Annotated in this window: 24 protein-coding genes; 14 read left to right on the forward strand and 10 right to left on the reverse strand. The window is 37.4% G+C overall.

What is annotated here, in order from left to right; translation table 11 throughout:
- Together mscL and BIZ36_RS16730 are read left to right on the forward strand one after the other, a co-directional pair.
- Positions 1-432 carry a large conductance mechanosensitive channel protein MscL gene (gene mscL, locus BIZ36_RS16725; RefSeq protein WP_187459046.1) on the forward strand — a complete coding sequence of 144 codons (432 nt, stop codon included), beginning with the start codon at positions 1-3 and terminating at the stop codon, positions 430-432.
- Between the two features lie 108 nt (positions 433-540).
- Positions 541-1,497 (forward strand): sterol desaturase family protein, encoded by a 957-nt coding sequence (locus tag BIZ36_RS16730; RefSeq protein WP_187459047.1) that lies wholly within the window; start codon positions 541-543, stop codon positions 1,495-1,497.
- A gap of 160 nt (positions 1,498-1,657) precedes the next feature.
- Here BIZ36_RS16730 and BIZ36_RS16735 read toward each other — a convergent pair whose 3' ends face one another.
- Together BIZ36_RS16735 and BIZ36_RS16740 are read right to left on the reverse strand one after the other, a co-directional pair.
- Positions 1,658-2,089, reverse strand: coding sequence for a hypothetical protein (locus BIZ36_RS16735; RefSeq protein ID WP_222937445.1), 432 nt, complete (start codon positions 2,087-2,089; stop codon positions 1,658-1,660).
- Positions 2,090-2,122: 33 nt separating this feature from the next.
- Entirely contained in the window at positions 2,123-2,506 is a 384-nt protein-coding gene (locus BIZ36_RS16740) for a helix-turn-helix transcriptional regulator (RefSeq protein WP_187459048.1), read from the reverse strand.
- 289 nt (positions 2,507-2,795) lie between these two features.
- Here BIZ36_RS16740 and BIZ36_RS16745 point away from each other — a divergent pair, with 289 nt between their 5' ends.
- The 4 genes from BIZ36_RS16745 to BIZ36_RS16760 all read left to right on the forward strand — a co-directional run bounded on the left by BIZ36_RS16745 (position 2,796) and on the right by BIZ36_RS16760 (position 5,964).
- Entirely contained in the window at positions 2,796-3,923 is a 1,128-nt protein-coding gene (locus BIZ36_RS16745; RefSeq protein WP_222937446.1) for a M14 family metallopeptidase, read from the forward strand.
- Positions 3,924-4,015: 92 nt separating this feature from the next.
- Positions 4,016-4,495, forward strand: a complete 480-nt coding sequence (locus BIZ36_RS16750; RefSeq protein WP_187459049.1) for an Lrp/AsnC family transcriptional regulator — start codon at positions 4,016-4,018, stop codon at positions 4,493-4,495.
- 69 nt (positions 4,496-4,564) lie between these two features.
- Entirely contained in the window at positions 4,565-5,080 is a 516-nt protein-coding gene (locus BIZ36_RS16755; protein ID WP_187459050.1) for a DinB family protein, read from the forward strand.
- A complete protein-coding gene (locus BIZ36_RS16760) occupies positions 5,077-5,964 on the forward strand; it encodes a YihY/virulence factor BrkB family protein (protein WP_187459051.1) in 888 nt (295 codons plus the stop codon). Before BIZ36_RS16755 ends, BIZ36_RS16760 begins: the two co-directional genes overlap by 4 nt.
- A gap of 1 nt (position 5,965) precedes the next feature.
- On the opposite strand, the gene BIZ36_RS16765 is transcribed toward BIZ36_RS16760, so the two are convergent.
- Both BIZ36_RS16765 and aroB read right to left on the reverse strand, forming a co-directional pair.
- Entirely contained in the window at positions 5,966-6,295 is a 330-nt protein-coding gene (locus tag BIZ36_RS16765; RefSeq protein ID WP_187459052.1) for a hypothetical protein, read from the reverse strand.
- Between the two features lie 114 nt (positions 6,296-6,409).
- Entirely contained in the window at positions 6,410-7,474 is a 1,065-nt protein-coding gene (aroB, locus tag BIZ36_RS16770; RefSeq protein ID WP_187459053.1) for a 3-dehydroquinate synthase, read from the reverse strand.
- 127 nt (positions 7,475-7,601) lie between these two features.
- On the opposite strand from aroB, the gene BIZ36_RS16775 reads away from it, so the two are divergent.
- Positions 7,602-8,768, forward strand: coding sequence for a proline dehydrogenase family protein (locus BIZ36_RS16775; RefSeq protein WP_187459054.1), 1,167 nt, complete (start codon positions 7,602-7,604; stop codon positions 8,766-8,768).
- A gap of 40 nt (positions 8,769-8,808) precedes the next feature.
- Here BIZ36_RS16775 and BIZ36_RS16780 read toward each other — a convergent pair whose 3' ends face one another.
- From BIZ36_RS16780 to porX, 6 genes are all read right to left on the reverse strand, one after another.
- Positions 8,809-9,189, reverse strand: a complete 381-nt coding sequence (locus tag BIZ36_RS16780) for a DUF4258 domain-containing protein (RefSeq protein ID WP_187459055.1) — start codon at positions 9,187-9,189, stop codon at positions 8,809-8,811.
- A gap of 105 nt (positions 9,190-9,294) precedes the next feature.
- Positions 9,295-10,494: an alanine dehydrogenase gene (locus BIZ36_RS16785; protein WP_187459056.1), complete on the reverse strand. Its 1,200-nt coding sequence runs from the start codon at positions 10,492-10,494 to the stop codon at positions 9,295-9,297.
- A gap of 101 nt (positions 10,495-10,595) precedes the next feature.
- Positions 10,596-11,270, reverse strand: coding sequence for a hypothetical protein (locus BIZ36_RS16790; RefSeq protein WP_187459057.1), 675 nt, complete (start codon positions 11,268-11,270; stop codon positions 10,596-10,598).
- A gap of 88 nt (positions 11,271-11,358) precedes the next feature.
- The gene (locus tag BIZ36_RS16795) at positions 11,359-11,499 is read right to left on the reverse strand and encodes a hypothetical protein (RefSeq protein WP_187459058.1); all 141 of its coding nucleotides are present in this window, start codon (positions 11,497-11,499) and stop codon (positions 11,359-11,361) included.
- 203 nt (positions 11,500-11,702) lie between these two features.
- Entirely contained in the window at positions 11,703-12,113 is a 411-nt protein-coding gene (gene tsaE, locus BIZ36_RS16800) for a tRNA (adenosine(37)-N6)-threonylcarbamoyltransferase complex ATPase subunit type 1 TsaE (protein WP_187459059.1), read from the reverse strand.
- 12 nt (positions 12,114-12,125) lie between these two features.
- Positions 12,126-13,667 (reverse strand): T9SS response regulator signal transducer PorX, encoded by a 1,542-nt coding sequence (gene porX / locus BIZ36_RS16805; protein WP_187459060.1) that lies wholly within the window; start codon positions 13,665-13,667, stop codon positions 12,126-12,128.
- Positions 13,668-13,827: 160 nt separating this feature from the next.
- Between porX and BIZ36_RS16810 the strand changes: the two genes are divergently transcribed.
- The 7 genes from BIZ36_RS16810 to sucD all read left to right on the forward strand — a co-directional run bounded on the left by BIZ36_RS16810 (position 13,828) and on the right by sucD (position 20,808).
- Entirely contained in the window at positions 13,828-15,039 is a 1,212-nt protein-coding gene (locus BIZ36_RS16810; protein WP_286174907.1) for an HD domain-containing protein, read from the forward strand.
- Complete coding sequence (gene lpxD, locus BIZ36_RS16815) at positions 15,036-16,112, forward strand: UDP-3-O-(3-hydroxymyristoyl)glucosamine N-acyltransferase (RefSeq protein WP_353616854.1); 1,077 nt, start codon at positions 15,036-15,038, stop codon at positions 16,110-16,112. The genes BIZ36_RS16810 and lpxD overlap by 4 nt, the downstream gene beginning before the upstream one ends.
- A complete protein-coding gene (locus BIZ36_RS16820; protein WP_187459062.1) occupies positions 16,093-17,478 on the forward strand; it encodes a bifunctional UDP-3-O-[3-hydroxymyristoyl] N-acetylglucosamine deacetylase/3-hydroxyacyl-ACP dehydratase in 1,386 nt (461 codons plus the stop codon). Before lpxD ends, BIZ36_RS16820 begins: the two co-directional genes overlap by 20 nt.
- Position 17,479: 1 nt before the next feature.
- On the forward strand, positions 17,480-18,265 hold the full coding sequence (gene lpxA / locus BIZ36_RS16825) for an acyl-ACP--UDP-N-acetylglucosamine O-acyltransferase (protein WP_187459063.1): 786 nt from the start codon (positions 17,480-17,482) through the stop codon (positions 18,263-18,265).
- A gap of 51 nt (positions 18,266-18,316) precedes the next feature.
- Positions 18,317-18,883: an elongation factor P gene (gene efp / locus BIZ36_RS16830; protein WP_187459064.1), complete on the forward strand. Its 567-nt coding sequence runs from the start codon at positions 18,317-18,319 to the stop codon at positions 18,881-18,883.
- A 22-nt stretch (positions 18,884-18,905) separates the two neighbouring features.
- Positions 18,906-19,838, forward strand: coding sequence for a UDP-3-O-(3-hydroxymyristoyl)glucosamine N-acyltransferase (locus BIZ36_RS16835; RefSeq protein WP_187459065.1), 933 nt, complete (start codon positions 18,906-18,908; stop codon positions 19,836-19,838).
- A gap of 97 nt (positions 19,839-19,935) precedes the next feature.
- On the forward strand, positions 19,936-20,808 hold the full coding sequence (sucD, locus tag BIZ36_RS16840; protein ID WP_187459066.1) for a succinate--CoA ligase subunit alpha: 873 nt from the start codon (positions 19,936-19,938) through the stop codon (positions 20,806-20,808).
- Positions 20,809-20,828 lie beyond the last annotated feature (20 nt).

The raw sequence follows: 20,828 nt of genomic DNA on the forward strand, positions 1-20,828 counted from the left end.
ATGAGGAACTTTTATCAGGAGTTTAAAAATTTTGCCATAAAGGGCAATATGATTGACATGGCCATTGGTATTATAATAGGTACGGCCTTTAACGAAGTCATCAATACTTTGGTGAAGAAAATTATTATGCCGCCTTTATCTTTGCTGACGGATGACGTTCAACTTTCTAACAGAAAATATGTTCTTAGAGAGGCTTCCGAAGGAGTAGAAGAAGTGGCGATCGGCTATGGCGAAATGTTTGAGGTCTTGATAGATTTTTTAATTATAGCATTTACCATTTTCGTTGTTATAAAAGGTATTAATCGCTTTAAATCAAAATCAGAAGACCCTGAAAATAAAGAAGTTGTAACCCCCAAAAATATAGAGATTCTTTCCAATCTGGAGAGGCTGATGCAGGAACAGAATGAAATTCTAAAGTCGAAAGAAAAGTAGTACTTTTTTAGTGTGCATCGATAAAACCTATCTTATTATCGAGCTTACCGTTATTGTTTTTGCCAATAAGTCTTTAATATCATTATCTTAGCCCGAAACACTAATTAAATGGATTTTACAAACCCCCTGGTTTACGGCGTTCCTTGTTTTATCGCCTTTATACTTTTAGAATTGACATATAGCAAAACCCATGGTCATGAAGGGCTTTATGTTTGGAAAGATTTAATGGCCAGTGGGGCAATGGGTATAGGTTCGGCTATTTTGGGCCCTTTGATCAAGGTAACCGTTTTAATAGTTGTTTTTGAATTTACTTATGAGCTTTTCAATCCTATAGTAGATGGTGTTCGCACCAACATTATGGGTTATAAATCCTTTGGGTATGCTTGGTATGTTTGGCTGCTTTGTCAATTGGCAGATGATTTTACCTATTATTGGTTCCACCGGGCCAATCATGAAATAAGGATTTTGTGGGCGGCACATATTGTACACCATTCTTCGGACAACTTCAACTTGGGTACAGCGGTGAGAAACGGTTGGTTCACACTTCTTTATAAGCCTTTTTTCTATATGTGGATGCCGGCCATTGGATTTCCTGTAGAAATGGTAATTGTTTGTTTGGCGATAGAATCTTTATGGCAATTTCAGTTGCATTCCCAATACGTGCCCAAAATGGGGTGGATAGAAAAAATTTTTAACACCCATACTATGCACCAGGTACATCATAGCCAGAATGTGGAATATTTGGATAAGAACCACGGTGGATTTTTAAATATTTTCGATAAGATATTCGGAACTTGGAAAGAGTTGGATGACGATATAGAAGTGAAATTTGGTGTCATCCACGCACCAAACTCCTACAATCCCATTGTTATATTGACCCATGAGTTTAAGGATATCTGGGCGGATGTAAAAAAAGCTAAAAAATTCTCCCACAAACTTATGTACATCTTTGGACCTCCTGGATGGAGTCCGGACGGCAGTACATTAACAGTGAAACAACAACAACGTTTATTTAGGGAGCATAAATCACAAAATCCAGAAGCAGCATTTAGTAGACCTAATTAAATCTAAAACCTCTATTTAGAGGATTATTGTAAACAGGGGAATTGCTTCCAGAAAAAATGGATGAAAATTTATAAAGTGTCTCTTACCTAAATAGAAAAAGTGATGCTTTTTAGCAGGGCATGGGCATTAGCAATGTATTTTCCAGAAAGTGAATGTGTGCTTATTTTTGTTTAATTGCAGTACCTCTAGATTTTTGACTTTCTCCAACAATATTGTATTCGAAAGTATAGGAATTCTCCGTAGTGGAAAGAATCTTCATATGTATAGATTTTTCCTCGGCTCGGCTCTGGGGATTTAATTTTTTTACAATGTATTCACAATCATTTATCCACCTTATGGAGGCCGAGTCCGCCTTTCCTTCAAAATAGTCCACCTCTAAGTCTTCATTCCTAACAAAAGTGGTAGTTTGCTCTTCTCCATCAATAGAGCTCGTAAAAGTAAAAGTTCCGTTCTTGAAATCCTTGCAATTGCGTTCTGGTTGGTAACATGAGGTTATCATTAGCAAAAGGACTGCGATAAAAATGCTTCGTAGTATCATCAGAACAAAAATAACCAAATTCCAAACGAGCTTCATACTTAAAATTGAAAACATAAAGAGATATGTTTTGCGTATCCTCTGTTTGAATTAATTTGAATCAAAGGACTCAAAAGTACCATCAGAATAAAATAGGACAATTCTATCTATCTTCTTTTGCTTTGGAGGTAAACCTAAAGGTGTTTCCTTTACTTGAGTTCTTTCTCTTTCAAAGGAAGGAGGAGCGGCTTTATCCGTAAAACTCTCGTTTAAAGGAAAGGAACCTTTGCCATTAAGGAGCCAATACAGATTAACTTCAGGAAAAGCTTTGATTACCTTTAGAACAAATTCCAAACTTGGCTTATTTCTCCCTGAAAGTAAATGTGAAATACTGGAGCGTTGTACGTCCACCTTTTCCGCAAAAGCAGAAGCACTTAGGTCGTAATACGTTAATAGTGTCTCAAGCCTTTCTACAAATTCACTCGTGTTTACCAATGTAAATTATTTTAAAATCAAGAATTATTTCAAAATTACAAATAAATTAAAAATCACCTAATAACGATATAATTAGATAAAGTTTCAATTTAATTTAAATAGTTTTATACGTTGAATATAAGGATTTTAAAATATCAAATATAGTTATTGGGATTTAAGTTTCCCTTGATGTATACATTTGTAAAATTCGGATTTACCGACTTTAATTTCCGCCGTCCGTTAGGACATGAAAAATGTTACAATTGTAAATTTTCTATATCTTATTTTTGTGCTTCCATAAAAAAAGAGCATGATTTTACCTTTGACCAGCTACGAAGAAATAAAAGAGAAATCGGTTTACGGAAGATATCTTTCGCACCGGATGGTTGCCAAGTATCTTGAATCTATCAAACAAGATTTTGATATTAAGGAGGTAGGTTTTTCTGTTCAGCAAAAAAATATCCATACCATTACCTTGGGCACAGGAAAAACCAAAATTCTAATGTGGTCCCAAATGCATGGGAACGAATCTACCACCACTAAAGCCGTATTCGATTTCATAAATTTTCTAAGGACAGATGCAGAATCAGCTCAGCAGATTGTAGAAAATTGTACCGTTAAAATTATTCCCATGCTAAACCCAGATGGTGCGGATGCCTACACCAGGGTGAATGCAAATGAAGTAGACCTAAATAGGGATGCTCAAAACCGTACCCAACCGGAGAGTATCATTTTGAGAAAAGTTTACGAGGAATTTTTACCTCATTTTTGCTTCAATCTACATGATCAAAGAACTATTTTTAATGTAGGTGACACTTCAAAACCGGCAACAGTTTCTTTTTTAGCTCCAGCATATAATGAAGAAAGGAGTATTTCTCCTTCCCGTGCAATGAGTATGAAGCTCATTGTTGCCATGAACGATACGTTACAGAAGTTAATACCTAACCATGTTGGCAGGTACGATGATAGTTTTAATGCAAATTGTGTGGGCGATACTTTTCAAATGTTAAATACACCCACCATTTTGTTTGAATCTGGTCACTACCCTAATGATTACGAAAGGGAAGAAACCAGAAGGTATATATTTCAAGCCTTGTTAAAAGGTGTTTCGGTAATTTCTGAGGATAAAGTGAATCAATTTGACTTGGAGATTTATCAGCAGATTCCTGAAAACCAAAAGTTATATTTAGATATTTTATTAAAAAATGTACAAAGCTTGACAGGGGTAGGGAGTGCCCTCAATTCTTGTGCTTTTCATTTTAAGGAAACGTTAATTGACGGTAAAATAGAATTTGTACCTGAATTACAAGAAGAAGTTGATTTGAAAAATTTTTATTTTCATGCTATATATGATTGCGCAGTAAAGAGTGATTTACAAGCTCTTAAAAGCCAAAACTTTTACCCTGTTATTTCTTCTTGTTTTCAAAGTTTATCTTAAAAAATCGTTTTCGTTACGTTTTTATTATAAAAATCAAAGTTTTGGTGCATTTTATTTTATAATTTTTTATTTTTGCTGAAATTCTAACCATTATGGGAAAAGTAAAATTAGACGAAATTGATCACCAGATTCTGGATATGTTGATTGACAACACCAGAACTCCTTTTACGGACATTGCAAAAAAACTTTTAATTTCAGCTGGTACCGTTCACGTACGAGTTAAGAAAATGGAAGAAGCTGGGATTATTAGGGGGTCGTCCCTAACCCTTGATTATGTAAAGCTAGGTTATGCGTTTATAGCCTATGTTGGAATTTTCTTGGAGAAAACCCATCAAACCAAATTTGTACTGGAAAGATTAGAGGAAATACCGAACGTTACCGTAGCGCATATCACTACCGGTAAATTCAATATTTTCTGTAAAATAAGGGCAAAAGATACCAATCATGCCAAAAACATCATCTTTAAAATCGATGATATTGATGGTATTAGCAGAACAGAAACCATGATTTCATTGGAGGAAAGCATTAATGACAAAAAACGCTTAATGCATACCATTTTTAATGAACTCTAATAACAATAACGTTCTTTATTAACTTAATCCCGAACATGACCGTTCGGGATTTTTTTTAGCTTAGATTTTATGAAACCATCAGAATTGAAATTTACAGAGCCCCTTCCTTTTTACAAAAGGTATATTGAAACCCTAAAAGATGAAGAACTGTTGGATATAATGACAAATCAACTTCAGAACTTTCCTCAGTTTATCAATAGCATACCTGAAGAAAAAATGAGCTTAAGGTACGGACCGGACAAATGGACCATTGCAGAAGTACTTTTGCATATTATTGATTCGGAAAGAGTCTTTCAATATAGAGCCTTGCGGTTTTCTAGAGTAGACCAAACTCCATTGCCAGGTTTTGAGCAAGACGATTATGTTCCCTTTTCAAATGCAGCATCTAGAAATAAGCAAAGTATCATAGAGGAATACACAACTGTAAGAAAAGCTACTATTTCACTTTTTTCCCATCTAGACGAGGAAACTCTCTTAAGAGTAGGTACTGCAAGTAGTTTGCCTTGGTCTGTAGCATCTGTTGGTTTTGCAATTTGTGGTCATCAAAGACATCACAGAAATATTTTGCGAGAACGATATTTATGATAGTAAGGAGACTCAAGACATTTTTTATACTCGTTAAAAAAACGGCATTGGCCTGGGTAGATAATGACCCTTTTGGCAAAAGTGCCGTTGTAGCTTACTATGCCCTGTTTTCACTACCATCGTTATTAATGATGGTAGCATGGATTGCTGGCTCCATTTATGGGGTAGAAGCTGTTAAAGGTAAAATTGTGGATAAAATTGGGGGACTAATTGGAGAAGGGGTTTCCGAGGCTATAGAAGGTATGATAGCCAATGCTTCAGTTAGTGAAGGCTCTACAGTCACAGTAATATTGGGGGGAGGAATGTTGTTATTTGGGGCCACTGGGGTTTTTGTAAGGTTAAAAATGGCCATGAACGATATTTGGGGGGTAGAATCCAAAAAGAAAGTTTGGATACAGATGTTTTTGGACAGAATGATTTCCTTTGGAATGGTCTTGGTCTTAGGGTTTCTTTTTCTGATTTCCCTTGTGTTATCTGTGGTTCTAAAAACTTTAAGTGCCTATATTTCCAGTTTTGCACCGGATATTGCTGTAGTTATTGCCAATTTTTTTAGTCTATTATTGCCTTTTTTGGTCATTACCGGGCTTTTTGCAGCACTTTTTAGATTACTTCCCGATGTTCACATACGCTGGAAGACTACCTTTTGGGGTGCTGGTCTTACTACGGCCTTATTCTTGGTGGGGGAATATTTATTAGGCTATTACTTTACTCAAAGCGACCCTACTTCAGTTTATGGAGGGGCATCCTCTGTAGTATTGATTTTATTGTGGGTTTACTATACCTGTATCATCATGTTTTTTGGTGCAGAGTTCACTTATCAATATGCCAACTTTATACAGGAAAAGGTGGAACCCAATGAAAATGGACTGACCAAAAACAAGTAGTTTAATCGAAGTCTTCGTCGTATTCCATATCAGTTTCGAATTCGCCCTTGTACTCTTTATCATCCTCTTCTTCCATTTTTTTGGAGGGCTTTGAATCCAATTCCTTTTCAATGGTTTCATCAAAATTTGCAATAAATTCCGAAAGACTCTTACTTATTTTGACCAAATAGATGGTATCCGAAGTTCTTAATTCTACAGCTTCCACCGTCTCTCCCTTCAAATTTTTAAAAATGATTATATCGTCATCTCCATATCCATCTGGATAACTTTCAATCAATAGGGCGGCCAAAGCGTGATCCAGCTTTTTGTAGTCAATCAATTTGCGTAACATAACAGTAGGGTTTAAATAAAAAATACTTTAGATAATCTTATCACTACCTAAAATATTCAATTTTTCACTTCAACCCTTTAAAGAGTTGTCAACCGCAAATTTCAGTATATCAACTTAGGGTTCAGCGTAGTATGCGAATGCTTTGCTATATAATTCGTCTGGAACTTTCACATCTATCTCAGGATTTCCCAAACTATTTAAAAGTACATAGTTGATGTTTCCATGAGAATTCTTTTTATCGAATTTTAACAGACCTAAGATTTTATTAATGTCCTCATTACTAAAAGTAACTTTGGTATAGCGATTTAAAAAGGTTGTTTTTATATCTTCTAGCACACTATCTGGCAATTGTCTAAGTTCTTTGGAGAGAAAGGCTTCCAAAATCATTCCTACAGCAATGGCCTCGCCATGTAACAAGGTATCTTTTTCTGGGTGTTCCAAGCAATATGATTCTATGGCATGCCCAAGGGTGTGGCCATAATTAAGCATTTTCCTAATATTTTGTTCCGTAGGGTCTTTTAAAACCACCTCATTTTTAATGACTACGGATTGATAAATGAGTTCATCTAGATCATCGAAATCTTCTACTTCTTTAAGATCATTCCAATAATTCTCACTTTTGATAAGTCCGTGCTTTAACATTTCCGCAAAACCACTGTGTAATTGTCGCTCTTCCAGTGTTTTTAAAAAATCTGTAATGATAAGTACCATTTCAGGTTGGTTAATTACTCCAATTTGGTTCTTTAAAGATCCAAGATCTACTCCGGTCTTTCCACCTACAGAAGCATCCACCATTGATAATAGAGTAGTGGGAACATTAATAAAGTCGATGCCCCTTTTAAAGCAAGAAGCAACAAAGCCACCTAAATCCGTTAAAACGCCCCCGCCCAAATTAATTAGAACACTTTTTCTGTCGCCTTCCAATTCAGAAAGAACATGCCAGACTTGGGTGCAAGTTTCAATGGTTTTATTTATTTCACCAGATTCAATTTCTATAATCTCAAAATCGTATTCACCAACGATATTTGCCATAAATGGTGCCAGACAATGCTCGTGTGTATTTTCATCTACCATGATGAACACTTTGGAGTACCCTTTTTGGGAAAGGTGATCGTTCAACGCTTCATATGCTTTATGATTGAAATGTACAGCGTAGGAATCTGATGTGATGGATTGCATTATGTTAAAAATAGATTGGTTTTTAAGCCCAAAGGCCAATAAAATGTTAAGTGCAAAATAAAGGATATTTTTTGGCCTAGGAATATGATTTGTGTTTTTATATTTGCCACCATTTTAATACTCGGGAATGAAGCGAATATTTGAAGACACAGCTACTGCTTTCGCGTTGAAGACAGATTCTGAACTTGAACGCGCTTACTTTATATTTAAGATGATTGCTAATGAACCTTTAGTTCGTATTGGTAAGGCAATAACTAATTTTGCCATTAAATCTCATCTTCCAGTAGAGAAATTAATAAGGGCAACCGTATTTGATCACTTTTGCGGAGGGGTAAATGAATTTGATTGTCTACCAACTGTTGACCGCATGTACGAGAAAAATGTTTGCTCGGTTCTCGACTATTCCGTAGAGGGAAAAGATTCTGAAGATCCTTTGGATGACGCCCTTTCTATGGTACTAAAAGTATTGGATTTTGTAAAAGAAAAAGATGCTATTCCTTTTGCGGTTTTCAAACCAACAGGGTATGGCAGATTTTCGCTTTTTTATAAAGTTAATGAAGGAAAATCTCTGACCGAAGAGGAAAAAGCCGAATGGGGAAGGGTAGTGGCCCGTTTTGATAAAACTTGCAAAAAGGCACATGAATTGGGGGTTTCCCTGTTAATCGATGCAGAAGAAAGTTGGATCCAAGATGCTGCGGATTTGCTGGTCGAAGACATGATGAGAAAATACAACAAGGAAAAGGCCATTGTGTTTAATACGCTGCAGATGTACCGTTGGGACCGATTAGATTATTTAAAAAAACTCCATAAAAAAGCAAAAGCAGAAGACTTTAAAATGGGCTTTAAGGTAGTTCGGGGAGCGTATATGGAAAAAGAAAATGAACGTGCCGAAGAAAAAGGATATGCCACACCCATTTGCGCTTCAAAGCAAGAAACGGATATCAATTTTGACAATGCTATCGCCTATATGATAGACCATTTGGAGGATATGGAAATTTTTGCCGGGACCCACAATGAAAATAGTTCGTATAGATTAATGGAACTTATGCGGGAAAGAGGTATTGAAGCCAATGATAGTAGAGTTTGGTTTGGGCAACTGTATGGTATGAGCGACCATATTTCTTTTAATCTGGCGAACCTAAACTACAATGTAGCTAAATATTTGCCCTTTGGTCCCGTACGTGACGTAATGCCGTATCTTATTAGAAGAGCCGATGAGAACACATCCGTCGCAGGGCAGACCAGTAGGGAATTGGATTTATTGGAAAAGGAAAGAAAACGTAGAAAAATCTAATTTTGAAGTCCTATAAGGTAAATAAGGTTAGAAAGATGGTTCAGCGATTTATTTCCTCTAATATTACCTTGTTAGAACAGTTTTTAAACTTTAAGATTGCGGGGGCATCTTTAAGCTCTCCTTCTACGATGTAGGTCTTACAAGGTTTGGTTTTGGTATCACTTTGACTAAAATCTACCTCTCCATCTTTTAAAAATTTGGTGATGTTAAGGGTATCCAAACCATTGACTTTCATATCTTCGTTCACTTGGTCTGAAAAAGAAATGGGCTTGCTTCTCAAATCTTTTAGAGCCCTACAATTGGGGAAGTAGCAAAATTCACTATTGGTTTCTTTAGACTTATTTTTGAGAAAAAAGGTAAGAAACACTATTCCAATAGATAAGCCTACCAAATAATATCCCAATCGTTTTATAAAAGCCATACTTCTTGTTTATTACGCCTAAAGGCGTGTTTTAATAAGAGGGCACAAAAATACAAATCCGCCTTTTATTTCTACACAAAAAGGGTTTCATATATGACCTTTGACCTAAAAAATGAGAAAGTTGATATCGCTGTATTGCAGATCGAACCATTCACCAACAGATTTATTGGTAAGTATACCATGATACATATAAAGTCCGTTGCGAAGACCTTTATTAAAACGTAATGAATTTTCCATTCCTCCATTTTCTCCCAATTCCAGGAGGTAAGGAGTGAAAATATTACTGATGGAAAGTGTTGCTGTTTTTGGGTATCTAGAAGGGATATTGGGAACCCCATAATGGATAACCCCATATTTTTCAATGGTTGGTTTGGAGTGTGTAGTAACCTCACTGGTCTCAAAGCAGCCCCCCATATCAATACTAACATCTATAATTACGGCACCCTTTTTCATATGCTCTACCATAGAGTTGGTAACTACGACTGGAGATCGGTCTTTACCTCTGGTAGCACCTATGGCAACATCACATCGTTTTAATGCTTTGATTAAGTTTTTTGGTTGAATGGTTGAAGTATAAACCGTTTGTCTTAGACAAGCCTGAATGTTTCTAAGCTTAGTAATGGAATTATCAAAGATTTTCACATTAGCTCCCAACCCTAAAGCCGATCTGGCGGCAAATTCGCCCACGGTGCCAGCACCAATGATGACAACTTCAACGGGAGGTACCCCACTTATATTTCCAAACATGAGTCCGTTACCATCATTGGTAGCAGCCATAAGTTCAGAAGCAATCAAAACTGAAGAAATACCAGCAATTTCACTAAGGGATCGTACAGCCGGATATTTTCCATCTTCATCCCTAATATATTCAAATGCAATTGCCGTCACCCGCTTTTTGGCCATCTTTTCAAAATAGGCTTTTTGCTGCGTTTTAATCTGTAGAGCCGAAATTACGGTTGCCTGCGGATTTAGCATTTCAATTTCCGAGAAAGTAGGTGGTTCAACCTTTAATAAGATAGGGCAGGAGAATACTTTTTTGGTATCCCGGGTTATTTCCGCTCCCGCATTGGTATAATCTAAATCAGAATAGTGTGCCCCTTCTCCGGCACCGGACTCTATTAAAACTCTGTGCCCGTTGGAGGTAATGGCGTTAACAGCATCTGGCGTTAGGCAAACACGTTGTTCTTGGTATTGGTTTTCCTTGGGAATACCAATGAACAAATCTCTTTTTTGCTTTAAAACTTCAAGGGTTTCTTCCTGAGGTAGCAATTGTTGTTTGCTGAAAGGTGAAGTAGGTTGGTTCATTGTTAATCGTCACGTTTCGATTAACAGTAAAAATACGACAATTTAGGGAAAAATAGAGGTATTAAACTTTGAATTAAAGGCGGAAAGTCTAACTATGAATTTCAGAACTTAAGATGAAGCCAATTATTTAACTGGCCTTGAAAGCGCTTAAACTTAGAGTTTATGTTATGTGTGGAAAGTCGCTCATCAATTTCTTCAGAAATGGAGGGGGGAATAACCTCACCCTTGGATTCTGAGCTGAAATCACTTTTTTTCAGTTTTTTGGCCTGATCCTCTGCTTGCTTTTCCTTTAATTCTTTCAGTTCGGTTTCCATGGCCTCTAGGTCTATGCCATGAACATATTTATCTACTAATTTTATTCTAATAAAGTAGACTACAGGAATGACCACCATACATACAGGAAGTAACCACATGATATTACGAGTGTCAACGATATTATCATCGGAATACAAGACTTCGAATATTTGAAAGGCGTACATAGTAGCGGGAATCAAAATAATATGGTACCACCAATGTTTACACGTTAAAAACCAAATGATGAATAAATAGAAGGGAACTATTTTACTTAGTAAAAACCAAGCAAAAGTGTTTAAATCGGCAAAACCATGATTATCAATAACAAACCCAAACAAACTCAAAGTAGAATCAGGATCCGTTGAAAGGTATTGGTGAAGTTTAAAAATAAATGGAGAAAGAATTATAAATAGAATACCAATGGAATCGAACAAAATTCTTTTGCGTGCTTTCCTTCTATTTTTCTTGGTGTTTTCTGCCATTTTACGTCTGCATCCTTCAGTGCTACTTCAAGAAACGAAAAAAAGGGCAATTTATTGATTGCCCTTTTGAAAAAGAATGAAAATAATTTTATTTTCTCCCTTGGGAAGGTATTTTGGTCTTATCAACTCCTTGCTCATAAAGTTGATCATCATCAGCAGTAGAACTGGTTTCACAAGATACGGCTAACAAAGTTACACATGCCAAAAGGCCAAATACGAATTTTTTCATTTTCGAGGGTTTTTTTCGGTTAAAAAATAGGTTTCTTTTCATCAAAAGTAGGAAAAAAACCACTAACGAAATGTTATTTATCCATAAAATTTTACAGTTTATCGTAAAAAAATAGCCTTTTGTCGAATTTAACGGCATTCATACAATAAACCTTTAACCGTGACGATGTGCTCGAACCTTTTTGGACAGTTTTTATGAAGGATTCAGGAAAGCACCAATCGTCTAGTGTCGAAATCTACAATTTCAATACTAACATTTTGAATATCAGAAGGTAACAAGGAAGAAATCTTCTCCGGCCATTCTATAAACACAAAACAGTCTTGGTTTAGATAGTCATCCAGGCCCATATCCAAAGCTTCCATTTCATCATTCAGTCTGTAAAAATCAAAATGATAGCCTAATATTTCACCAACCTTACTATGATATTCATTAACAATACCAAAAGTAGGGCTGCTACCGGAATCCGAGGCACCCAATTCTTTTACTATGGCCTTGATCAATGTTGTTTTCCCTGCTCCCATAGGTGCATAAAAAGCAAAGGTTTTATACTTCCCCTTCTCTAAAATCAACTTTGCGATACGGTTTAACTCTGTTTTTTTAAATTCTACTTCCATACAAAAAAGTACTTATTTTGGCGAAAGTACAACAAAAGGAATGATCATTTCTTCCAAGGAGACTCCTCCGTGTTGGTAGGTGTTCCGGTAATAACTTACATAATGGTTGTAGTTATTGGGATAGGCAAAAAACATATCGTTTTTTGCAAAAATGAAGGAGCTACTTACGTTGATTCGGGGTAAGTGAATCTGTTCAGGGTTTTTTGCCGCCAATACTTCTTTTTCTTCATAGGTAAGGCTTTTCCCTGTTTTATATCGTAAATTCAAGCTGGTTTCTTTATCACCAATGACTCGGCTAGGTTGCTTAACATTTATGGTACCATGGTCAGTAGTGATAATTAATTTCATACCTAGGGACTGCGCTTGTTGTATAATATCAAGTAGCGGAGAGTTTTTGAACCAACTTTGGGTCAAGGAACGGTAGGCTTTATCATTGCTGGCCAATTCCTTTATGACTTCCATTTCCGTTTTGGCATGCGAAAGCATGTCTACAAAATTATAAACAATTACCGTAAGATCATTCTCTTTTTGCGACCTGAAATTTTGTGATAATTGCTTACCCTGTTTAAGGCTACTGATTTTATGGTACTCCCATTTTATGGTCAGTCCCAAACGTTTTATTTGCGCTTCAAGAAAGTCTTTTTCATGCAGGTTTTTGCCTCCTTCATCTATGTCGTTTTTCCACCATTGAGGATATTTTTTCTCCATATCCAAAGGCATTAAACCTGAAAAAATGGCATTTCTAGCATATTGGGTGGCCGTAGGTAGTATACTGAAATAAGAGTTCTCCTTGGTTTTTTTGTAGAAGTTTGAAACAATATCCTCAAACGCGTACCACTGATCGTATCTTAAATTATCAATAACAACAAGTAGGGTAGGTGTTTCACCCAGTTCTGGCTCTATACATTGTTTAAATAGTGTATGGGACATTACAGGTCCATCTCCCTGAAACCAATCCGTATAATTGCGGTCTACAAATTTTCCAAAATGGTTGTTGGCTTCCGTTTTTTGAGACTCTAGAATTTCAAACATACTGTTGTCTTCAATATCTTCGAGTCGCATTTCCCAGTAGATTAACTTTTTATAAAGTTCTACCCATTCTTCAAAGGTATTTACCATGCTCAGGTCCATGGCAATTTTCCTGAATTCCTGCTGGTAATTGGCCGTAGTTTTTTCTGACACCAATCTGGAATGATCAAGGTTCTTTTTTAGGGATAACAGAATTTGATTGGGGTTAACCGGTTTGATCAAATAATCTGCAATTTTGGAACCAATGGCTTCCTCCATAATAAACTCCTCTTCACTTTTGGTAATCATTACCACGGGAAGCGAAGAATCTATCACTTTAATTTCGCTTAAAGTTTCCAATCCCGAAATTCCAGGCATATTCTCGTCCAGGAAGACAATATCTACGCTGGTGGTTTTTAAAAAATCCAAAGCTTCTTGACCGCTCTTGCAAGTAGTTACTTTATAATTTTTTCCTTCAAGAAATATGATATGTGGTTTTAGTAGATCTACTTCGTCATCTACCCAGAGAATGGATATCTTGTTCATTCTGTTTTTAACTTTATACGATAATAGTAAGGTAAATCGATTAAAATATACCTTAAAATTATCTTATAAATATGATATTCCCACTGATTATTGTTGGTTCTTTACCTAACTTTGGCTACCAATACGGCAAACGAATACTATTTTGACAAGCTCTAGGAAATTGAAAATCTTCAATGATCCAATTTACGGATTTATCTCTATCCCCAATCCTCTCGTTTTTGATTTAATAGCCCATCCTTATTTTCAGAGGTTGCGCAGAATTTCGCAAATGGGGCTTTCATATTTGGTGTATCCCGGTGCCCATCATACGCGATTTCATCATGCTTTGGGTAGCATGCATCTCATGCAAAAGGCCGTACAGGTTTTAAGGTTAAAAGGTGTAAAGATTACCAAAAAAGAAGAAAATGGACTCTATTGTGCCATTTTACTTCATGATATTGGCCATGGTCCATTTTCCCATGCCATGGAGCACAGTATTGTAGAAGGTACCTCGCATGAATATATCTCCCTACAGTTTATGGAAGAGTTGAATGCCGAGTTTAAGGGAAAATTGAATACGGCTATCGCCATATTTAAAGGGGAACATTCCAAAAGGTTTTTGGTGCAATTGGTCTCTAGTCAATTGGATATGGACCGGTTGGATTATTTAAAGAGAGATAGCTTCTATACCGGTGTGGCGGAAGGAAATATTAATTCCGAAAGATTGATATCCATGCTAAATGTTGTTGATGGCAATCTAGTCGTAGAAGAGAAGGCTATCTACTCCGTAGAAAAATTTTTGATAGCCAGAAGGTTTATGTACTGGCAAGTATATCTACACAAAACAAGTATAGTTGCAGAACAGCTTTTGATTAGGATATTAAAAAGGGCAAAGGAAATATTGAAGGAAGAAGATTTAAAGGCTTGTAACAGACCCCTGCAATACTTTTTGGAAAATAAAATAAGAGGAGCACATTTTGACCATAAAATTCTTGATATGTTCGCGCAGCTTGATGATGTAGATATCTTGTCTGCCGTTAAGACATGGAAATACAGTGGTGATTTTGTTCTTTCAGAACTGTGTAACATGCTACTCAATAGAAAATTGTTAAAGGTTAAGTTGAAGAGTAAACCAATTGACGGTGAGCGCTTAAAAAGATACACTGAAAAAATTATGGGAAGACATGGATTAAGCGAGCATGAAACCTCTTACTTTGTCTTTTCCGGGGAAATAGAGAATAAGGCCTATGATCAGGAAAAACAACATATTAATATCCTAAAAAAGAACGGTAAATTGATAGATGTGGCCAAGGCCAGCGACCAATTGAATTTAACGGCTCTTTCAAATACCGTAACAAAATATTATATCTGTTACCCCAAAGAATCTGTTTGACAATTTTTCTTACTTTTGTGCTCATGGTATTCACGGCAGGTCAGATTGCGGGAATTTTAGAGGGCGAACTCGATGGAAATCCAGAGATAGCCGTTCATAAACTCGCTAAAATAGAAGAAGGTGAAAAAGGAGCTTTAACCTTCCTTGCAAACCCTAAGTATACTTCACATATTTATACAACTAGGGCCTCTATAACTATTGTAAATAAGGATTTTAAACCAGACCAAGAGCTGGAAACCACTTTAATAAAAGTAGAAGATGCCTATGAAGCGTTTTCAAAGGTCCTAGAGTTTTACAATCAGGTAAAAAACAATAAAATAGGTATTGAAGAACCTGTTTTTATTTCCGAAACGGCCACCTATGGAGACGACTTCTATATGGGCGCCTTTTCATATTTGGGCACAAATGTGACTATTGGGAATAATGTTAAGATCCATCCAAACGTATATATAGGGGACAATGTAAAAATTGCAGATAATGTTACCATTTTTGCCGGTGCAAAAGTGCAGTCAGAATCTGTAATTGGCAACAATTGTGTTATACATAGCGGGGTGGTTATTGGCGCAGATGGTTTTGGCTTTAGCCCTAATAAAGATGGGGAGTTTCAAAAGGTACCACAAACCGGTAATGTTATCTTGGAAGATAATGTAGATGTTGGTGCGGGTACTACCATCGATAGGGCTACACTAGGATCCACCATTTTAAGAAAGGGGGTAAAGCTGGACAATCAAATACAGATTGCCCATAACGTTGAAATTGGGGAGCATACCGTAATTGCGGCCCAAACCGGTATTGCAGGTTCTACCAAAATAGGAAAGAGATGCATGATCGGTGGTCAAGTGGGCATTGTGGGTCATATTACCATCGGTAATAATGTAAAAATTCAAGCACAGTCCGGCATAGGGAGAAATGTTCAGGACAATGAAGTACTTCAGGGCTCACCAGCTTTAAATTATGGTGATTATAATAAATCCTACGTGTACTTTAAAAACTTACCGAAAATTTCAAATAGAATTGACGAACTGGAAAAAAAATACAGCGAGCAATACAAGAATGAGACAGAGAACCATTAAGAAAGAGGTTATTCTTAAAGGTGTGGGGCTACACACCGGTGCCGAGGTGACCATGAAATTTGTACCAGCACCAGAAAATCACGGATACGCATTTAAGAGGGTAGATTTAGAAGGCGAGCCTATTGTGGAGGCAGATGCCAGCTATGTCGTAAACACTCAAAGAGGTACCAATCTTGAGAAAAGAGGAGTTAAAATCCAGACATCAGAGCATGTTTTGGCAGCGCTAACAGGTCTAGAAATAGATAATGTACTTATCGAGCTTGATGCCCCGGAACCGCCCATTATGGATGGTTCGGCAAAGTTTTTTGTAGAGTCTTTGGAAGAAGCCGGAGTTGTTGAGCAGGAAGCGGAACGTGAGGAATATGTCGTAAAAGATGTAATAACTTATAAGGACGAAGCTACCGGAAGTGAAATAACCGTGATTCCTTCGGATACCTATCAAGTGACCACTATGGTAGATTTTGGAACCAAAGTATTGGGTACCCAAAATGCTACTTTGGAAAAACTTTCCGACTTTAAATCCGAAATAGCTTCCGCAAGAACCTTTAGTTTTCTACATGAATTGGAAATGTTGTTGGAGAACGGGCTTATTAAAGGTGGCGATCTTAATAATGCTATTGTTTATGTGGACAAAGAAATCTCCTCGGAAACAATGCAGAAGTTGGAAAAAGCTTTTGATAAGAAGAAATTATCGGTTAAACCAAACGGCATTTTAGACAATCTTACTTTGCATCAGCCTAATGAAGCGGCAAGACATAAACTGTTGGATGTTGTAGGAGACCTTGCACTGGCGGGAACAAGAATTAAAGGTAAGGTGATTGCGAATAAGCCAGGCCACTATGTAAATACCCAATTTGCGAAAAAGTTGGCCAAAATCATTAAAATGGAAAAGAGAAATAGGATTCCTAAATATGATTTGGACCAACCGCCGCTGATGGATGTGCATAAAATCATGTCCATGCTTCCCCATCGTCCTCCATTTTTATTGGTGGACCGTATCTTGGAATTGTCCGATACACATGTAGTTGGAATGAAAAATGTGACCATGAACGAGCCCTTTTTTGTTGGGCACTTTCCGGGGGCTCCCGTAATGCCGGGAGTTCTGCAGGTAGAGGCAATGGCGCAAACAGGTGGTATACTTGTTTTAAGTACGGTTCCCGATCCAGAAAATTATCTTACGTTCTTTATGAAAATGGATAACGTAAAGTTCAAACAAAAAGTACTTCCGGGAGATACCTTAATATTCCATTGTAGTTTAATTTCACCTATAAGAAGGGGAATATGTCATATGCAAGCCTATGCTTATGCCAATAATAAATTAGTATGCGAAGCGGAATTAATGGCGCAAATTTCTAAAGTAAAATAGTATGAACCAACCCCTCGCTTACATACATCCAGGAGCTAAAATTGCTAAAAATGTGGTAGTAGAGCCTTTTACCACCATTCATAACAATGTAACAATCGGTGAAGGTACTTGGATCGGTTCTAATGTTACCATAATGGAAGGCGCCAGAATTGGAAAGAACTGCAATATTTTTCCTGGCGCAGTAATTTCGGCGCCCCCGCAAGATTTAAAATATAAGGGAGAAGAGACAACCGTAAATATTGGAAATGGAACGACTATTAGAGAGTGCGCTACCATCCATAAGGGTACATCGGACCGAAATAAAACCGTGATAGGTAAAAATTGCCTTATCATGGCGTATTGCCACGTTGCTCACGACTGTTTAGTAGGAGATAATTGTATTTTCTCTAACAACTCCACTTTAGCGGGGCATGTGACAATTGGAGACAATGTTATATTGGCCGGGTTGGTTGCAGTGCATCAATTTGTTTCCGTTGGTCAGCACGCATTTGTTACTGGTGGGTCCTTAGTTCGTAAGGATGTACCTCCCTTCGTAAAGGCGGCACGTGAACCGCTATCCTATGTGGGAATAAACTCCGTTGGATTGAGGCGAAGAGGGTTTGAATCTGAAAAAATTAGGGAAATTCAGAATATCTACAGAATTCTATATCAAAAGAATTATAATAATACCCAGGCCACGCAGATTATAGAGGCCGAAATGGAAGCCACTCCAGAGCGAGACGAAATTCTTCAGTTTATTCGTGATTCGCAACGTGGTATAATGAAAGGGTATTTTAGCAACAATTAATTTTAGGCACTATAAAAGGCCTTTTAAAAAACAACTTAGACCAAAGAATATATGGCATCAACATCAGACATTAGAAAAGGACTTTGTATTAGATACAATAACGACATCTATAAAATTATTGAGTTTCTTCACGTTAAACCCGGAAAGGGACCAGCTTTTGTAAGGACAAAACTGAAAAGTGTGAGTAATGGTAAAGTTTTGGATAATACCTTTTCTGCTGGTCATAAAATTGAAGATGTACGCGTTGAAACGCGTTCTTACCAATTTTTGTATGCGGAAGGGGAAACCTACCACTTTATGAATACGGATGACTATAACCAAATAACCTTACAAGAAAGTGCCTTGGATAATCCTGGTCTCTTAAAGGAGGGAGAAGTAGTAACCATCCTTTTCAATACGGAGGATAGTATGCCTTTATCGGTAGATATGCCTGCGAGTGTTGTTCTTGAAGTAACATATACGGAACCCGGCGTAAAAGGAAATACTGCTACCAATGCTACCAAACCTGCCAAAGTGGAAACCGGGGCAGAGGTAAATGTACCTTTATTCATCAATGAGGGAGACAAAATTAAAATAGACACTTCCAGTAGCTCTTACATGGAGCGTGTAAAGGAATAATTTCAATCAAAACGTAATATCATTGAAATTTCCTGTAGCCCATACCTTAAAGCAAATTGCTGCTATCATTGATTGTGCCTACGTGGGTGCAGATGATTTTCCTGTTCTGGGTATGAATGAAATACATGTAGTTGAGCAGGGAGATATTGTTTTTGTTGATCATCCAAAATACTATGACAAAGCTTTGGGAAGCAAGGCGACCATAGTTCTTATCAATAAAGAGGTGGATTGTCCTAATGGTAAGGCACTGCTTATTTCCGATGATCCTTTTAGGGATTTCAATATGCTTACCAATTATTTCAAGCCTTTTGAAAAGGCATTGAATGCAATTGCTTCCTCCGCCAAAATTGGATTGAACACTATCGTACAACCTAATGTTTTTATAGGGAACAATGTGTCCATAGGAGATAATTGTCTTATCCATCCTAATGTAACTATCTATGATAATTGTGTCATAGGGAACAATGTAATCATCCATGCCGGAACGGTTCTAGGCGGTGATGCTTTTTACTACAAAAATAGGGAAACGGGCTTTGATAAATTAATTTCTGGGGGTAGGGTCGTAATTGAGGATGATGTTGAGCTTGGCGCTCTATGTACCATAGACAAAGGGGTAACGGGAGATACTACCGTTAAGAGAGGTTCAAAACTGGACAACCAAGTGCATGTAGGTCACGATACCGTAATTGGAGAAAAGTGCCTGATTGCTTCCCAAACGGGTATTGCGGGCTGTGTAATCATCGAGGACGAAGTGACCTTATGGGGACAAGTAGGAACTAATAGTGGGATAACTATTGGAAAAAAAGCCGTCATCATGGGACAAACGGGAGTAACAAAATCGGTGGCTGGAGGCAAAAGTTATTTTGGAACACCCATTGAGGAATCCCGAGATAAGCTTAAGCAACTTGCCTATGTTAAAAAGATTCCGGAAATATTGAAGAAATTAGACGGGTAATCCTTTAGAAATCGAAGCCAATCCCATATTTTTGTTGGCAACCATTATGAATGATCATAACAAAAAGAATAATAACGATTAACGAATTCCATAAAACATGAGCGTTTTAGTAAATAAAGATTCCAAAATCATTGTACAGGGTTTTACCGGTAGTGAAGGTACTTTTCACGCGGGTCAAATGATTGATTATGGCACCAACGTAGTAGGAGGTGTAACACCTGGCAAAGGTGGTCAGGAGCATTTGGGTAAGCCTGTTTTTAATACAGTTGCGGAGGCTGTAGAAAAAGTTGGTGCGGACACCACCATCATTTTTGTTCCACCCGCATTTGCCGCTGATGCTATTATGGAAGCTGCTAATGCAGGAATTAAAGTAATTATTACGATTACGGAGGGTATCCCTGTGGCAGATATGGTTAAGGCCTATAATTACATTCAAGATAAGGATTGCCGTTTGGTAGGACCTAACTGTCCGGGTGTAATTACCCCGGGGGAAGCTAAAGTAGGTATCATGCCAGGATTTGTATTCAAGCAAGGAAATGTGGGTATTGTATCCAAGTCAGGTACCTTGACTTATGAGGCAGCAGACCAAGTTGTACGTCAAGGATTAGGTATCACCACTGCAATTGGTATTGGTGGAGACCCAATCATTGGTACAACAACAAAAGAAGCCTTGGAGTTGTTGATCAACGACCCGGATACCGAATGTGTGGTGATGATCGGTGAAATTGGTGGTCAGCTAGAGGCAGACGCCGCCAAGTGGTACAAAGAAAGTAGAAGTAAAAAGCCTGTTGTAGGCTTTATTGCCGGTGAAACGGCACCTGCCGGAAGAACTATGGGGCATGCTGGAGCCATTGTTGGCGGTAGTGATGATACGGCTCAAGCCAAAAAGAAAATTATGAGAGAGCATGGTATACACGTGGTGGATTCCCCTGCTGAGATCGGTAAAAAAGTAAAAGAGGTTTTGGGTTAATCCCTTTCTTTATAAGATAG

Origin of the sequence: Cytophaga sp. FL35 (genome assembly GCF_014349235.1) — a bacterium.
Lineage (GTDB): Bacteria > Bacteroidota > Bacteroidia > Flavobacteriales > Flavobacteriaceae > Euzebyella.

Excerpts from the sequence above, each read along its gene's own strand:
- mscL (WP_187459046.1), top strand. The coding sequence starts at position 1 with ATGAGGAACTTTTATCAGGAGTTTAAAAATTTTGCCATAAAGGGCAAT.
- BIZ36_RS16730 (WP_187459047.1), top strand. The coding sequence starts at position 541 with ATGGATTTTACAAACCCCCTGGTTTACGGCGTTCCTTGTTTTATCGCC.
- BIZ36_RS16735 (WP_222937445.1), bottom strand. The coding sequence starts at position 2,089 with ATGTTTTCAATTTTAAGTATGAAGCTCGTTTGGAATTTGGTTATTTTT.
- BIZ36_RS16745 (WP_222937446.1), top strand. The coding sequence starts at position 2,796 with ATGATTTTACCTTTGACCAGCTACGAAGAAATAAAAGAGAAATCGGTT.
- BIZ36_RS16750 (WP_187459049.1), top strand. The coding sequence starts at position 4,016 with ATGGGAAAAGTAAAATTAGACGAAATTGATCACCAGATTCTGGATATG.
- BIZ36_RS16755 (WP_187459050.1), top strand. The coding sequence starts at position 4,565 with ATGAAACCATCAGAATTGAAATTTACAGAGCCCCTTCCTTTTTACAAA.
- BIZ36_RS16760 (WP_187459051.1), top strand. The coding sequence starts at position 5,077 with ATGATAGTAAGGAGACTCAAGACATTTTTTATACTCGTTAAAAAAACG.
- BIZ36_RS16765 (WP_187459052.1), bottom strand. The coding sequence starts at position 6,295 with ATGTTACGCAAATTGATTGACTACAAAAAGCTGGATCACGCTTTGGCC.
- aroB (WP_187459053.1), bottom strand. The coding sequence starts at position 7,474 with ATGCAATCCATCACATCAGATTCCTACGCTGTACATTTCAATCATAAA.
- BIZ36_RS16775 (WP_187459054.1), top strand. The coding sequence starts at position 7,602 with ATGAAGCGAATATTTGAAGACACAGCTACTGCTTTCGCGTTGAAGACA.
- BIZ36_RS16780 (WP_187459055.1), bottom strand. The coding sequence starts at position 9,189 with ATGGCTTTTATAAAACGATTGGGATATTATTTGGTAGGCTTATCTATT.
- BIZ36_RS16785 (WP_187459056.1), bottom strand. The coding sequence starts at position 10,494 with ATGAACCAACCTACTTCACCTTTCAGCAAACAACAATTGCTACCTCAG.
- BIZ36_RS16790 (WP_187459057.1), bottom strand. The coding sequence starts at position 11,270 with ATGGCAGAAAACACCAAGAAAAATAGAAGGAAAGCACGCAAAAGAATT.
- BIZ36_RS16795 (WP_187459058.1), bottom strand. The coding sequence starts at position 11,499 with ATGAAAAAATTCGTATTTGGCCTTTTGGCATGTGTAACTTTGTTAGCC.
- tsaE (WP_187459059.1), bottom strand. The coding sequence starts at position 12,113 with ATGGAAGTAGAATTTAAAAAAACAGAGTTAAACCGTATCGCAAAGTTG.
- porX (WP_187459060.1), bottom strand. The coding sequence starts at position 13,667 with ATGAACAAGATATCCATTCTCTGGGTAGATGACGAAGTAGATCTACTA.
- BIZ36_RS16820 (WP_187459062.1), top strand. The coding sequence starts at position 16,093 with ATGAGACAGAGAACCATTAAGAAAGAGGTTATTCTTAAAGGTGTGGGG.
- lpxA (WP_187459063.1), top strand. The coding sequence starts at position 17,480 with ATGAACCAACCCCTCGCTTACATACATCCAGGAGCTAAAATTGCTAAA.
- efp (WP_187459064.1), top strand. The coding sequence starts at position 18,317 with ATGGCATCAACATCAGACATTAGAAAAGGACTTTGTATTAGATACAAT.
- sucD (WP_187459066.1), top strand. The coding sequence starts at position 19,936 with ATGAGCGTTTTAGTAAATAAAGATTCCAAAATCATTGTACAGGGTTTT.